This window comes from Pseudomonas sp. LB3P14, from assembly GCF_054898045.1.
Map to the genome: position 1 here is coordinate 6,664,323 of NZ_CM142714.1, position 14,487 is coordinate 6,678,809.

13 protein-coding genes are annotated in these 14,487 nt (G+C 59.4%); 10 read left to right on the forward strand and 3 right to left on the reverse strand.

The features are described from left to right. Positions 1-34 precede the first annotated feature (34 nt). The 8 genes from ACYZT5_RS30595 (at position 35) to ACYZT5_RS30630 (ending at position 8,269) form a co-directional block, all read left to right on the forward strand. Complete coding sequence (locus ACYZT5_RS30595; RefSeq protein ID WP_462048650.1) at positions 35-1,036, forward strand: diguanylate cyclase domain-containing protein; 1,002 nt, start codon at positions 35-37, stop codon at positions 1,034-1,036. A 316-nt stretch (positions 1,037-1,352) separates the two neighbouring features. Continuing rightward, a protein-coding gene (gene prfB, locus ACYZT5_RS30600) for a peptide chain release factor 2 (protein ID WP_140677704.1) occupies positions 1,353-2,448 on the forward strand; the annotation gives its coding sequence in 2 pieces (ribosomal slippage) (positions 1,353-1,424 and positions 1,426-2,448; 1,095 coding nt in all). Positions 2,449-2,550: 102 nt separating this feature from the next. Further along, a complete protein-coding gene (gene lysS, locus ACYZT5_RS30605; protein ID WP_462048651.1) occupies positions 2,551-4,053 on the forward strand; it encodes a lysine--tRNA ligase in 1,503 nt (500 codons plus the stop codon). A gap of 114 nt (positions 4,054-4,167) precedes the next feature. Then, positions 4,168-4,872 carry a TetR/AcrR family transcriptional regulator gene (locus ACYZT5_RS30610; protein ID WP_462052336.1) on the forward strand — a complete coding sequence of 235 codons (705 nt, stop codon included), beginning with the start codon at positions 4,168-4,170 and terminating at the stop codon, positions 4,870-4,872. Between the two features lie 152 nt (positions 4,873-5,024). Beyond that, entirely contained in the window at positions 5,025-5,579 is a 555-nt protein-coding gene (locus ACYZT5_RS30615) for a hypothetical protein (protein ID WP_462048652.1), read from the forward strand. A gap of 36 nt (positions 5,580-5,615) precedes the next feature. Beyond that, a complete protein-coding gene (locus ACYZT5_RS30620; RefSeq protein ID WP_462048653.1) occupies positions 5,616-6,893 on the forward strand; it encodes a flavohemoglobin expression-modulating QEGLA motif protein in 1,278 nt (425 codons plus the stop codon). A gap of 135 nt (positions 6,894-7,028) precedes the next feature. Further along, positions 7,029-7,943: an alpha/beta hydrolase gene (locus ACYZT5_RS30625; protein ID WP_462048654.1), complete on the forward strand. Its 915-nt coding sequence runs from the start codon at positions 7,029-7,031 to the stop codon at positions 7,941-7,943. Further along, positions 7,940-8,269 carry a hypothetical protein gene (locus tag ACYZT5_RS30630; RefSeq protein WP_282482739.1) on the forward strand — a complete coding sequence of 110 codons (330 nt, stop codon included), beginning with the start codon at positions 7,940-7,942 and terminating at the stop codon, positions 8,267-8,269. Before ACYZT5_RS30625 ends, ACYZT5_RS30630 begins: the two co-directional genes overlap by 4 nt. Positions 8,270-8,431: 162 nt before the next feature. Here the strand turns inward: ACYZT5_RS30630 and ACYZT5_RS30635 are convergent, their stop codons facing one another. The 3 genes from ACYZT5_RS30635 to ACYZT5_RS30645 all read right to left on the reverse strand — a co-directional run bounded on the left by ACYZT5_RS30635 (position 8,432) and on the right by ACYZT5_RS30645 (position 10,301). Further along, positions 8,432-9,220 carry an OmpA family protein gene (locus ACYZT5_RS30635; RefSeq protein WP_462052337.1) on the reverse strand — a complete coding sequence of 263 codons (789 nt, stop codon included), beginning with the start codon at positions 9,218-9,220 and terminating at the stop codon, positions 8,432-8,434. A 49-nt stretch (positions 9,221-9,269) separates the two neighbouring features. Continuing rightward, positions 9,270-9,683 carry a DUF4398 domain-containing protein gene (locus ACYZT5_RS30640; RefSeq protein ID WP_462048655.1) on the reverse strand — a complete coding sequence of 138 codons (414 nt, stop codon included), beginning with the start codon at positions 9,681-9,683 and terminating at the stop codon, positions 9,270-9,272. A gap of 273 nt (positions 9,684-9,956) precedes the next feature. Beyond that, positions 9,957-10,301: a pilin assembly protein gene (locus ACYZT5_RS30645; RefSeq protein ID WP_462048656.1), complete on the reverse strand. Its 345-nt coding sequence runs from the start codon at positions 10,299-10,301 to the stop codon at positions 9,957-9,959. A gap of 537 nt (positions 10,302-10,838) precedes the next feature. Here ACYZT5_RS30645 and ppc point away from each other — a divergent pair. Both ppc and adk read left to right on the forward strand, forming a co-directional pair. Then, positions 10,839-13,469, forward strand: coding sequence for a phosphoenolpyruvate carboxylase (gene ppc / locus ACYZT5_RS30650; RefSeq protein WP_462048657.1), 2,631 nt, complete (start codon positions 10,839-10,841; stop codon positions 13,467-13,469). Positions 13,470-13,758: 289 nt separating this feature from the next. Continuing rightward, the gene (gene adk / locus ACYZT5_RS30655; protein WP_462048658.1) at positions 13,759-14,406 is read left to right on the forward strand and encodes an adenylate kinase; all 648 of its coding nucleotides are present in this window, start codon (positions 13,759-13,761) and stop codon (positions 14,404-14,406) included. Positions 14,407-14,487: the final 81 nt, after the last annotated feature.

Genomic DNA, 14,487 nt, shown 5'->3' on the forward strand with positions numbered 1-14,487 from the left:
AATCCTGGCCCAAGTAGTACTCAGGTGACTGTCCATGAATGATTTACAGCTCGACGACTTCAAAACCGACGAAAATGCCGCCATGGTGTTGTTGGTAGACGATCAGGCGATGATCGGCGAGGCGGTGCGCCGCGGGTTGTCGAACGAAGACAATATCGACTTCCACTTCTGCGCCGACCCGCACCAGGCCATCGCCCAGGCGATCCGCATCAGGCCGACGGTGATCCTGCAGGATCTGGTGATGCCTGGTCTTGACGGCTTGACCCTGGTGCGCGAGTACCGCAACCATCCGGCGACCAAGGACATCCCGATCATTGTCCTGTCGACCAAGGAAGACCCGCTGATCAAGAGCGCGGCGTTTGCGGCCGGGGCCAATGATTACCTGGTCAAACTGCCGGACAACATCGAACTGGTGGCGCGCATTCGCTACCACTCGCGCTCCTACATGACTTTGCTGCAGCGTGATGCGGCTTACCGCGCGTTGCGGGTCAGCCAGCAGCAGTTGCTCGACACCAATCTGGTGCTGCAACGCTTGATGAACTCCGACGGCCTGACCGGGCTGTCGAACCGCCGGCATTTCGACGAATACCTGGAGTTGGAGTGGCGCCGCTCACTGCGTGACCAGACCCAACTGTCGCTGCTGATGATCGATGTCGACTACTTCAAGTCCTACAACGACAGTTTCGGCCACCTTGAAGGCGATGAAGCCCTGCGCAAAGTGGCCACGGCGATTCGTGATGCCAGTGCGCGGCCTTCGGACCTGCCAGCCCGTTACGGCGGCGAAGAGTTCGTTCTGGTGCTGCCCAATACTTCGCCGGGCGGCGCGCGACTGGTCGCGGAAAAACTCCGTCAGACCGTGGCCGCGTTGAAGGTCCCGCACATTTTCCCGGCCGAAGGTTCGAGCCTGACCATCAGCATCGGCCTGTCGACCATGATCCCGCAGCCGGGGAGCGATTGCCGGCAATTGATCTCGGCGGCGGACAAGGGGCTGTATCTGGCGAAGAACAATGGGCGTAATCAGGTTGGGATTGAGTGAAATTCAGGATCGACCCCTCATCGGAACGCCGCCTGCCCATCCCTCTCCCCACGGGGGAGAGGGGGAAAGAGAGCCGATCTCCATGTTTTTCAGATCCTGAGTTCGACTCGTAATTGCAGGTCGCAGTACTTCGCCAAAACACCTCGGTCAGTCCCCTCGCCCCTCTGGGGAGAGGGTTAGGGTGAGGGGAGCGATCTCAAGCCAGACAAAGAACCTCAATCCATTCGCCCCTAAAGCCGCCAGGCGGGCTGCCGTGACAGCCTGATTACGTTATACTCGCCGGCTTTCAAAAGTTCGCCAACGAGTGCTGCCCGCCATGGAAATCAACCCGATCCTTAACAGTATCAAGGACCTGTCCGAGCGCTCCGAAACTATTCGGGGGTATCTTTGACTACGATCAAAAGCATGAGCGTCTGACTGAAGTCAATCGCGAGCTTGAAGATCCGAATGTCTGGAACAACCCGACGTACGCTCAGGAGCTGGGCCGCGAGCGGTCCCTGCTGGCTCAGATCGTCGAAACCCTCGACGAAATGCACACAGGCCTGGCCGACGCCAAAGACCTGCTGCTGATGTCCGCCGAAGAAGAAGACCAGGCTGCCGTCGATGACGTCGCTGCCGAAGTCGAGCGTTTGCGCGAATCCCTGGAAAAACTCGAATTCCGTCGCATGTTCAGCGGTGAGATGGACGCCAACAACGCCTACCTGGACATCCAGGCCGGCTCCGGCGGTACCGAGGCTCAGGACTGGGCCAACATCCTGCTGCGCATGTACCTGCGCTGGGCCGACAAACGCGGTTTCGACGCGACCATCATGGAGCTGTCGGCCGGTGAAGTCGCCGGGATCAAGGGCGCCACGATCCACATCAAGGGCGAATACGCTTTTGGCTGGTTGCGTACCGAAATCGGCGTGCACCGTCTGGTGCGCAAGAGCCCGTACGACTCCGGTAACCGTCGCCACACCTCGTTCTCGGCCGTGTTCGTGTCGCCGGAAATCGATGACAACATCGAAATCGACATCAACCCGTCGGACCTGCGCATCGATACCTACCGCTCCTCCGGTGCCGGTGGTCAGCACGTAAACACCACCGACTCGGCCGTACGTATTACGCACGTACCGACCAACACCGTGGTCAGCTGCCAGAACGAACGCTCCCAGCACGCCAACAAAGACACCGCGATGAAAATGTTGCGGGCGCGCTTGTACGAGCAGGAAGTGCAGAAACGCAACGCCGCTTCCCAGGCCCTGGAAGACACCAAGTCGGACATCGGCTGGGGTCACCAGATTCGCTCCTACGTGCTCGACCAGTCGCGAATCAAGGATCTGCGTACTAACGTCGAACGCAGTGACTGCGACAAGGTGCTCGACGGCGACATCGACGAATACCTGGTGGCCAGCTTGAAACAAGGGCTCTAAGGCACGCGCTACAGGGGTGTCATGCCCCTGTAGGAGCGAGGCTTGCCCGCGAACCCCGGCGACAGCCGGGGGCAACGAACCTGTGATGGAATTTTTAAAGACATGAGCGACCTAGAACTCGACCCGCAAGCCCTGCAACAGGAAGAAAACTCCCTGATCGCCCTGCGCAAGGAAAAGCTGGCTGCCGAGCGCGCCAAGGGCAATGCCTTCCCGAACGACTTCCGCCGCGACAACTACTGCGAAGACTTGCAGAAACAGTACGCGGACAAGACCAAGGAAGAGCTGGCAGAGGCTGCAATTCCGGTCAAGGTTGCCGGTCGTCTCATGCTCAACCGTGGTTCGTTCATGGTGATCCAGGACATGTCCGGGCGCATCCAGGTTTACGTCAACCGTAAAACCCTGTCTGAAGAAACCCTGGCCGCGGTGAAAACCTGGGACCTGGGCGACATCATCGCCGCTGAAGGCACCCTGGCGCGTTCCGGCAAGGGCGACCTGTACGTCGAAATGAGCGACGTGCGCCTGCTGACCAAATCCCTGCGCCCACTGCCGGACAAGCACCACGGCCTGTCCGACACCGAGCAGCGCTATCGCCAGCGTTACGTTGACCTGATCGTCAACGAAGACGTGCGCCAGACCTTCCGCGTTCGTTCGCAAGTGATTGCGCACATCCGCAGCTTCCTGATGCAGCGTGACTTCCTGGAAGTCGAAACGCCGATGCTGCAAACCATCCCCGGTGGTGCGGCGGCCAAGCCGTTCGAGACTCACCACAACGCGCTGGACATGGGGATGTTCCTGCGTATCGCGCCGGAGCTGTACCTCAAGCGTTTGGTGGTTGGCGGCTTCGAGAAAGTGTTCGAGATCAACCGCAACTTCCGTAACGAAGGCGTTTCGACCCGTCACAACCCAGAATTCACCATGTTGGAGTTCTACCAGGCTTACGCCGACTACGAAGACAACATGGACCTGACCGAAGAACTGTTCCGCGAGCTGGCTCAGCTGGTTTTGGGCAGCACCGACGTCCCGTACGGCGACAAAGTGTTCCACTTCGGCGAACCGTTCGTGCGTCTGTCGGTGTTCGACTCGATCCTCAAGTACAACCCTGAGCTGACCGCTGACGACCTGACTGACATCGACAAGGCCCGCGCCATCGCCAAGAAGGCCGGCGCCAAGGTGCTGGGCTTCGAAGGTCTGGGCAAACTGCAGGTGATGATTTTCGAAGAGCTGGTCGAGCACAAGCTGGAACAGCCGCACTTCATCACTCAGTACCCGTTCGAAGTGTCGCCGCTGGCCCGTCGTAATGACGAGAACCCGAACGTCACTGACCGTTTCGAGCTGTTCATCGGTGGCCGCGAAATCGCCAACGCCTACTCCGAGTTGAACGACGCGGAAGACCAGGCCGAGCGCTTCATGGCGCAGGTGGCCGACAAGGATGCCGGCGATGACGAAGCCATGCACTACGACGCCGATTTCGTTCGCGCGCTGGAGTACGGCATGCCGCCAACCGCCGGTGAAGGTATCGGCATCGACCGTCTGGTGATGCTGCTGACCAACTCCCCGTCGATCCGCGACGTGATCCTGTTCCCGCACATGCGGCCGCAAGCGTAAGTGTTTCAACTAAAAAGCCGCCTAAAACAGGCGGCTTTTTATTGCCTGTCTGGTACAAACGTATCAATTGGTTACTTTTGAAGTAAGAGAGGAATACCTGTCGTGAACCGTGCAATTGCTCAAGAGGGTGCAGCGGACGTCGCCACGGCGGTCGCTGAAAGTGTTCAGTACCAGGGCCGCAAGGCCAGCCGACAGGGCAGCGAGCAGCGTCGACAGGACATTCTCGATGCGGCGATGCGCATTGTCGTGCGCGATGGCGTGCGGGCCGTGCGTCATCGCGCGGTGGCCGCCGAGGCCGGGGTGCCACTGTCGGCCACCACTTACTATTTCAAGGATATCGATGACCTGCTCACCGATACCTTTGCCCAATACGTGGAACGCAGCGCGGCGTTCATGGCCAAGTTGTGGGCCAGCAACGAAGGCTTGCTGCGTGAAATGGTTGCTTATGGTGATGGCAGTCCTGAAGCCCGTTCACAGCTGGCTGACGACATTGCGCGCCTGACCGCTGATTATGTGCAGCGTCAATTACACAACCGTCGCGAACACTTGATGGCCGAGCAGGCGTTCCGTCAGGAGGCTCTGTTGAACCCGCGCCTGGCGATGTTGGTGCGCTCGCATCAGCAGATTCTTCTGCAAGGCACCTGCCATTTTTTCGAGGTATTGGGTTCCCGCGAGCCACAACAGGATGCCAAAGTGTTGACGGCGATTATCGGACGGATGGAATATCAGGGCCTGCTCAACGACGCCGAGCCTGTCGCCGAAGCCGAAATGCTCGGCATCCTGACCCGCTACATGCATTTGGTATTGGCGTCGGTGTAACCCGGTCCTCTGATCGTTCCCACGCTCTGCGTGGGAATGCCGCCCGGGACGCTCCGCGTCCCTTACGGTGTGACGCAGAGCGTCACTGGATGCATTCCCACGCAGAGCGTGGGAACGATCGCGGGGTGAAGTGTGTTCAAAGGGAGTGTTGAATGAAAGCCTGGCGTGTCGTTGTGATCGCCTTGTCGTTCCTGCTGCTCAGTGGCTGTCTGGTGACCTTCAAGGACCCTCTGCCCGCAAGTGATCCTGTGCCCAAAGGATTGCTCGGCAAATGGACCAGCACCAATGCCTGGGGTGAGCCGCTCAACCTGGAGCTGACGCGCATTGGCGACAACCACTATCAGGCGGTCAGCTACTTCAAGGCTAAACCCAAGGAACGTGAAGCCTATCCCTTCACGGTGACCCGCCATGGCAGTCGCTGGTACTTGTCGGCGAAGGTGCCGGCGCAGTTCGGCGGGCATTACACCATCGCTGGTTTCGAACTCACCGATAAGCATGAACTGGTGATCTACAACCTCGACCTCGAGCAGATCAACCAGGCCCTGGGGCAGAAAGTCCTGAGTGGCGAAGGCTTCCAGACCGACGATGGCGACGGCGTATTGATCAACAACAGCCTGGAGCAGGTTTTTGCCTACCTCGACGACCCGGCCAATTCCGATGTCTTCGTCGAGGCGGTGCGCTATCAGCGTCCGGCCAAAGCCAAATAAACCCAGTACGTAACGGTTTTTCTACAGGAGTTTCGGGTGGACGATTACCAGCAGTCGATACGCATTTTGTCCGATCGCATTGTGCTGGCGCAGACGCCGATTCGCGTCCTCGATGCGGTCAAGTGGGACGACAGCATCCGCAAGGGTTTCCTCAAGGCCAAGGGCAAGGAAATGCCGGCGGTGGACCGCGACTATTACCTCAATCGGCCGCTGGCTTTTGACTCCAGCAAAGTGAAACTGGAATTCCAGAACATCGAGCGCGACATCACCCGTCAGCTGGGTCAGTTCAACCCGGTCGGCCAGATCATGCGCCGCATGTGCAAGGAATACCGGATGGTGGTGCGCATGCTCGAAGCGCGCGGCACCGAGGATTTCGGGCTGATTTCCCAGGAGTTGTACGGTGCCGCGTCCGACGCGTTCCACGCCGGCGACCCGACCCTGGCCGACCTGGGGCTGATGCTCTCCGATTACCTGAACAACATCGATGGCCGTGGCGATCTGAAGGACGAACCGAAAACCCTCAACGCCCAGGAAGCCGTCAGCCTGCTGCAACACCGGTTGAACAAGGTGTTTGGCGAAGCCGAGGAAACCATTCGGGTGTTCGAGTCCGACGGGATCGTCGCCGATGCGGCGGCCGGCGCCGACTACATCAAGATTCGCGCCGACGCGATGTTCAACGAGCGTGACGTGCGCGCCCTTGAAGTCCACGAAGGATTGGTGCATGTGGGGACCACGCTCAATGGTCTGAACCAGCCGATCTGCACCTTCCTCTCCAAAGGTCCGCCTTCGTCGACGGTGACTCAGGAAGGCCTGGCAATCCTGATGGAAATCATCACTTTCGCCTCTTACCCGAGTCGGCTGCGCAAGCTGACCAACCGTACCCGCGCCATTCATATGGTGGAGGAGGGCGCGGACTTCCTGCAGATCTTCGAGTTCTTCCGCGAGCAGGGTTTCGAAATGGCCGAAAGCTACGGCAACGCCAGTCGGGTTTTCCGTGGCTCGGTGCCGACAGGTCTGCCATTTACCAAAGACTTGTCCTACCTCAAGGGCTTTATCATGGTTTACAACTACATTCAGTTGGCCGTGCGTAAAGGCAAACTCGAGCAGATACCGCTGCTGTTTTGTGGCAAGACCACGCTGGAAGACATGCGGACCTTGCGCCAGTTGGTGGATGAAGGGCTGGTGGTGGCACCGAAGTATTTGCCGGACCAGTTCCGTGACCTGAACGCGCTGTCGGCGTGGATGTGCTTCTCCAACTTCCTCAATCACCTGAGCCTGGACCGGATCGAAGCGGATTACTCCAATATCCTTTGATTCAGATCGTTCCCACGCTCTGCGTGGGAATGCCGCCATGGACGCTCCGCGTCCTCTGTGACGCAGAGCGTCACGGGATGCATTCCCACGCAGAGCGTGGGAACGATCATCAAATTCACAGCGAGGTTTCACAGGATGAGAATCCTCGGCATCGTCTGCCTTCTTCTGAGCCTCGGCGGTTGCAGCTCTTTGTTGTTCTACCCCGAGCCCGGCCAGTTGTTCACCCCGGAAAAAGCCAAACTCGAATTCCGCGACGTTACTCTGACCACCGCCGACGGCCTCAAGCTGCACGGCTGGTGGTTGCCGGCGAAAAAAGGTGTCGAGGTCAAAGGCACCGTGCTGCATCTGCACGGCAACGGGGGCAATCTGCCCATGCATCTGGGCGGGAGCTGGTGGTTGCCCAAAGAAGGCTATCAAGTGCTGCTGCTGGACTATCGCGGTTACGGTTTGTCCGAAGGTGAACCGACGCTGCCGGAGATCTATCAGGATATCGACGCTGCGTTCAAATGGCTCGACCAGGCACCGGAGGTCAAGGGCAAGCCGCTGATCCTCCTGGGGCAAAGCCTTGGCGGTTCGATGGCCGTGCATTATCTGGTTCAGCATCCCGAGCGCCAGAAACAACTCAAAGCCATCGTCCTCGACGGCGTGCCCGCCAGCTACCGCAGTATCGGCCAATTCGCCCTGAGCAATTCCTGGCTGACCTGGTTGTTTCAGGTGCCGCTGTCGTGGCTGGTGCCGGACGGCGACAGCGCGATCCATTCCATGGCGCAGCTCAAAGACGTGCCGAAACTGATCTACCACAGCATCGACGATCCGATCGTGCCCCTTTCCAACGGCATCCGTCTGTATCAAGCTGCGCCGCCGCCGCGAGTGCTGCAACTGACCCGTGGGGGGCATGTGCAGACGTTCGCCGATCCGGTCTGGCGCAAAGTCATGCTGCGTTATCTCGACGACCCGCAGCATTTCAACGGTTTGCGCCGACTGGGTGAAGTCCCGAATTACCCGGCACCGAAAAATTCTGAAGATGAACCACCAGAGAGTCCGCAATGAGTGAAGAACGTAACGCCATCCCGCTGATCATCACCGGTATCTGCAGCATCCTCGGCACTGTCGGGGCCCTGTGGTTCTACGGCTACCTGCACTTCGCCAAACCCGAAGATGCGCTGCTGCTCAGCGACTTCACCATGCTCAAGACTGTGCCGGGCGAAGACTACAAAGTCTCCCTGGAGCCGGCCCCGCAAGTAGCCCAGTGCATCGATGGCGTGCTGGTGATGTTCGACACCGAACAGAAAGGCCTGAGTGGCGTATTGGTCAATAACAAGAAAAAAGCCGTGCGCTGCGTAGGCGAGGAAACCCCGCAAAAACTCGAACAATGATGATTCTGTAGGAGCGAGGCTTGCCCGCGAAGAACGATAACGCGGTACATCTGAAAGACCGAGTTGCCTTCTTCGCGAGCAAGCTTCGCTCCTACGAAAAACCAAACAGAAAGCCCCGCCTGATCGACTCAGGCGGGGCTTTTGCGTTACAGCTGGTTCAACTCAGTTCGAGCTGACCGCCGAACGCGGGATCACCGGCTGGTTGTCGTTGGAAATGGTCACTTCCACCCGACGGTTCATCGCACGACCCGAAACACTGGTGTTCTCGGCCACCGGGTATTCCTTGCCATAACCCTGGGCCACGATGCGCGCTGGATCTACACCCATCTTGATCAAGGCCACTTGCACGGAAGTCGCACGGCGTTCGGACAGCGACTGGTTGTAGTTCGCCGCACCCGTGCTGTCGGTGTAGCCTTCGATAATCACTTTACGGTCCGGGTTTTCCTGAAGGAACTGGGCCAGTTTGTTGATATTCACCAGACCGCTGGATTTCAGCTCGGCCTTGTTGGTGGCGAACAGCACGTCACCGAACGTCACCAGCGTGCCGCGATCGGTCTGCTTGGCGTTCAGGCTGTCCTGCAATTGCTTGATCTGCGCGTCGCGGGCATCCAGTCGGGCCTGGGCACGTTGTGCAGAAGCGTTTTTCAGATTGGCTTCAGCGGTACGCAGCGCGATGGTCTGCTTCGCCACTTCAACACGTTGATTGGTCAGGTAAGCCAGTTGGTCGACCTTGGCCTGGTCTTCTTTGTCCTGGTAAGCCTTGTCGGCCTTGTCCAGGTAATCGCTGGCTTCTTTGGTTTCCAGCGCCGCGACTTTGCTGGCTTGCGGGTTGGTTTGCAGGCCGGTGTAGTTGGTCCGGGCCTGTTCCAGGTTCGCGTTAGGCGGCGTGGAGCAGGCGGCCAGTGCAACGCTTGCGGCCAGCAGGGCAGGGATCATCAATTGTTTGCGCATCATGGTTTCGTCCTTTTAGTCGAGTAAGAAGTGCGTCGTGCCGCGCCGCTTATTGCACGGTGCGCTGGCTTTCCTGACGCAGTTCCTGAACCCCTTTCTGAGAGTCCTTCACAGCCTGTTCGGCTTTCATCGCCTGGGCTTTGCGTTCAGCCACTCGAGCGTCCCACTCGGCCTGTTCGGCGAGGGTCTTGGCTTCGTCATACTTCTTGTCGTGCATGGCGATTTCGGCTTGTTTGAGCTTGTCCTGGGCGGACTTCATTTCCACTGCCGCGAATTCGGTACCGCCGGCACTGACGGCACTGTTGACCGCCGATTCCGTCACGGCGAATTGCTCGCTTGGCGGGTTGCCGGCACAACCGGCCAGAACGAGGCCGCTGCCGATTGCCAGGGCAGCCAGTTTCAGGCTACGCAGAGGGGGGAAGGAGGATTTGGCAGTTCGGGTTTTCATGGTCTTCAACTCCATTGGAATAACTCCTGAAAAACTTAACAATCCATCCTGGGCAAGGAGCCGCAACCTTCAATTTCCGGGGGTGTTTTGAAACGGCCGTCCCAGGCGTGGTTAATGGGTGTGACCCGAGGCGTTTTTCAAAAGTTCAGAGAATATGGCCCATTGCCTGAAAAAACTTTGACCGAACGGACAAGGCTCTAAACCGGGAATTTTGGCGATATGCAGCGGTATTCCCGACCTTTTTCAGGGTCGGGAACAGGCTTTTTTGGAGGGGGAGACGCGCGTAAATCAGTGTTTCTGCTTGTCGTTACCGGCCGACAAATCGTGCAAATGACGACGGGACAACGCGAGAAAGCGCGGAGTCGGACCGACGTCTTCGTACAGCGGATCACCTTCTTCGTCAGTGGCTACGACCGTTGAGCCCTTCACATACGGGAAGCTCTTTTCGAGCTCTTCAAGGGCGGCGCCGATCAGCTCGCCGAGCAGTTCTTCGGGGTGTCGTTTGGGGTACATCTCGATAATTGCCGCCAGCCGTGCGGCGGCCTCCACATCCAGATGAATCGAGTATCCGGTATCGGTCAGGCGACCCTTGGCGTTTTCTTCCCAGTGATGGGCAAGCTCGCGGATTTTCATAGTGACCTCATTGCGCACCTGCTCGTGGCAGGCAGTGTCGGTGTCCGGCAAAGGCCGGCTGCAGCCGTTGTACGGCTTACTCTTCAGACTAGCTTTAACGCCCAAGGTTTAAAGTCCCTTCGTCGTCTAGTGGTGAACGTTGCCTCGGTGCTTCAGGCGTTAACACTCATTTGTGGTGGGGGTTCGTTGGGGGGATTGGGTGTATATCCGTTTCCTCGGTAATCGGTAATCGGATATCGCAAAAGCGAGGCGGCCTACCTGCCGGCCTACTTCCTCAACGACTACGCGTATTGATCGTTCCCACGCTCTGCGTGGGAATGCCGCCGGGGACGCTCCGCGTTCCGCTGTCGACACAAGGCTCGAGCCCTGCGCAGGGGTGACGCGGAGCGTCACGGGATGCATTCCCACGCAGAGCGTGGGAACGATCAAACTTTCTCAGGTGAACCGCATTCCCTTCGTCGTCTGCTTGTAAGAACCGCTTTACAGCGGCACTCTCTAACGACGAGCACACCCGGATTTTTCGCTGGAGAACTGCTGATGACCGATATTGATGCACGCTTGCGCGAGGATGTTCACCTGTTGGGTGAACTGTTGGGCAACACCATTCGTGAACAGTACGGGGACGGCTTTCTCGACAAGATCGAGCAGATCCGCAAAGGCGCCAAGGCCGACCGTCGCGGTTCGATGGACGCTGAACTGAGCGCCAGCCTCAACCAATTGAGCGAAGAAGAGTTGCTGCCGGTGGCGCGGGCGTTCAACCAGTTTCTCAACCTGGCCAATATCGCCGAGCAATATCAGCTGATTCACCGTCGCGAAGAGTCGCAGCCTGCACCGTTCGAAGCACGAGTACTGCCGGAACTGCTTGCCCGGCTGCTTGCCGAAGGCCATGGTGCCGAATCCCTGGCCCGGCAATTAGGGCGACTGGAAATCGAGTTGGTGTTGACTGCTCATCCGACCGAAGTGGCGCGCCGCACGCTGATCCAGAAGTACGACGCAATTGCCGCGCAGCTGGCCGCCCAGGACCATCGCGACCTGACCACTGCCGAACGCGAGCAAATCCATGCGAAGTTGCAGCGCCTGATCGCCGAAGCCTGGCACACCGAAGAAATCCGCCGCACCCGCCCGACGCCCGTCGATGAAGCCAAATGGGGTTTCGCGGTGATTGAGCATTCGCTGTGGCAGGCGATCCCCAACTATTTGCGCAAGGCCGATAAAGCGCTGCATGACGCCACCGGCCTGCATTTGCCACTGGAAGCTGCACCGATTCGCTTTGCCTCGTGGATGGGCGGCGACCGGGACGGCAACCCGAACGTGACGGCTGCCGTCACCCGTGAAGTCTTGCTGCTGGCGCGTTGGATGGCCGCCGATTTGTACGTGCGTGATGTCGATCACCTGGCAGCCGAGTTGTCGATGCAGCAGGCCAGCGACGACTTGAAGGCCAAGGCCGGGGACAGCGCCGAACCTTACCGTGCGGTGCTTAAACAGCTGCGTGAACGCCTGCGCGCGACGCGTAACTGGGCTCACGCCTCGTTGACGACGGCCACGCCAGCAACGGCCGATGTGTTGCAAAACAACCGCGAGCTGCTCGATCCTCTGGAGCTGTGCTACCACTCGCTGCATGAGTGCGGCATGGGCGTGATCGCCGATGGGCCGCTGCTCGATTGCCTGCGCCGGGCGGTGACGTTCGGGCTGTTCCTGGTGCGGCTCGATGTGCGGCAGGACTCGACACGACATACCGCGGCCATGACCGAGATCACCGATTACCTGGGCCTGGGGCGATACGAAGACTGGAACGAGGAAGAGCGCATTACCTTCCTGATGCGCGAACTGAATAACCGTCGGCCACTGCTGCCGGCGTACTTCAAACCGTCGGCCGACACCGCCGAGGTGCTGGCGACCTGCCGGGAAATCGCCGCGGCACCGGGCGCATCGCTCGGTTCTTATGTGATCTCCATGGCCGGCGCCGCTTCCGACGTGCTGGCCGTGCAACTGCTGCTCAAAGAGGCTGGCGTGTTGCGGCCGATGCGGGTGGTGCCGTTGTTCGAAACCCTTGCCGACCTCGACAACGCCGGCCCGGTGATCGAAAAGCTGTTGCTGTTGCCGGGTTATCGCGCGCGCCTGCAAGGGCCGCAGGAAGTGATGATCGGCTACTCCGACTCGGCCAAGGACGCTGGCACGACGGCGGCGGCCTGGGCGCAATATCGGGCGCAGGAGCGCTTGGTCGACATCTGCCGCGAGCAGCAAGTGGAGCTGTTGTTGTTCCACGGTCGTGGCGGCACCGTGGGTCGCGGTGGCGGTCCGGCGCACGCGGCGATTCTGTCGCAGCCGCCGGGTTCGGTGGCGGGGCGTTTCCGTACCACCGAGCAGGGGGAAATGATTCGTTTCAAATTCGGTCTACCGGACATCGCCGAGCAGAATCTCAATCTGTACCTGGCAGCGGTATTGGAAGCGACCTTGCTGCCGCCGCCTCCACCGGAGCCTGCCTGGCGCCATTTGATGGACGAATTGGCTGCTGACGGTGTCAGCGCTTATCGCGCCGTGGTGCGGGAAAACCCGCAGTTCGTTGAGTATTTCCGCCAGTCCACTCCGGAGCAGGAACTGGGACGCTTGCCACTGGGCAGTCGCCCGGCCAAGCGCCGCGCCGGCGGGATTGAAAGCCTGCGGGCGATCCCGTGGATCTTCGGCTGGACCCAGACGCGTCTGATGCTACCAGCCTGGCTCGGCTGGGAAGCGGCGTTGAGCAAGGCGCTGGAGCGCGGCGAAGGTGAGCTGCTGGGGCAGATGCGCGAGCAGTGGCCGTTCTTCCGCACGCGCATCGATATGCTGGAAATGGTGCTGGCCAAGGCCGATACCGATATCGCCCGGTCCTACGATGAGCGCTTGGTCGATCCGGATCTGCTCCCTTTGGGTGCACATTTACGCGACCTATTGTCGCAGGCTTGCTCGGTGGTCCTGGGGCTGACCGGTCAGTCGCAGCTACTGGCACATAGCCCAGCCACGCTTGAATTCATCCGCTTGCGCAACACTTACCTCGACCCTCTTCATCTATTGCAGGCTGAGTTGTTGGCGCGTTCGAGACAACAGGAAGTGGCGCAGGGCAGCCCGGTAGAACAGGCGCTGCTGGTGTCTGTGGCGGGGATTGCCGCCGGTTTGCGTAATACCGGCTAAGGTTTTCGTCGTGGGGCAAGGCACTCGGCGCGAGCGTCGAGTTGCCTGTGGGCGAGGGGTTGAAAAGTGCTGCCAGGCGACAGTTAGTGATGGGGTTGCGACTAGGGGTACCCCGACGAAAGGCCACATCAGGCGCGGGTTTCTCCGACTTTCGGCGGCTTGTGTGGTCCGGGCCTGCTGTGTATCTTGATCAGCCTTTGACCGTTTGGGCGGTCACGACCCTTATTTTGAGATTGGCCCCACGAGGCGAATCTGACGTTATCTATATAAAAAATTGAGGAGCACATCGATGCGCGTCATTCTGCTGGGAGCTCCCGGGGCCGGTAAAGGTACTCAGGCTAAGTTCATCACCGAAAAATTCGGTATCCCGCAAATCTCCACCGGCGACATGCTGCGTGCCGCTGTCAAGGCCGGCACCGAGCTGGGCCTGATCGCCAAGAGCGTCATGGACAGCGGTGGTCTGGTTTCCGATGACCTGATCATCAATCTGGTCAAGGAACGCATCAGCCAGGCCGATTGTGCCAACGGTTTCCTGTTCGACGGTTTCCCGCGCACCATTCCTCAGGCTGAAGCCCTGGTGAAAGCCGGCGTGGAGCTGGATCACGTGGTCGAAATCGCCGTCGACGACGAAGAAATCGTGCAGCGTATCGCCGGTCGTCGTGTTCACGAAGCCAGCGGCCGCGTGTACCACACCGTCTACAACCCGCCGAAAATCGCCGGCCAGGACGACATCACCGGTGAAGCACTGGTGCAGCGCAAGGACGACACCGAAGAAACCGTGCGTCATCGCCTGTCGGTCTACCATTCCCAGACCAAGCCACTGGTAGCGTTCTACCAGAACCTGGCCGCTGATCAGGGCAAGCCGAAGTACAGCCACATCGTTGGCGTCGGCTCGGTTGAAGCGATCACCGGCAAGGTGCTTGAAGCGCTGAGCTGAAAAGTCTGAATCGCTTCATCTTCTACGGCCCGCTTGCGGGCCGTAGTTGTTTATACTGGCGCACTTTTTCTGACCTCTCTT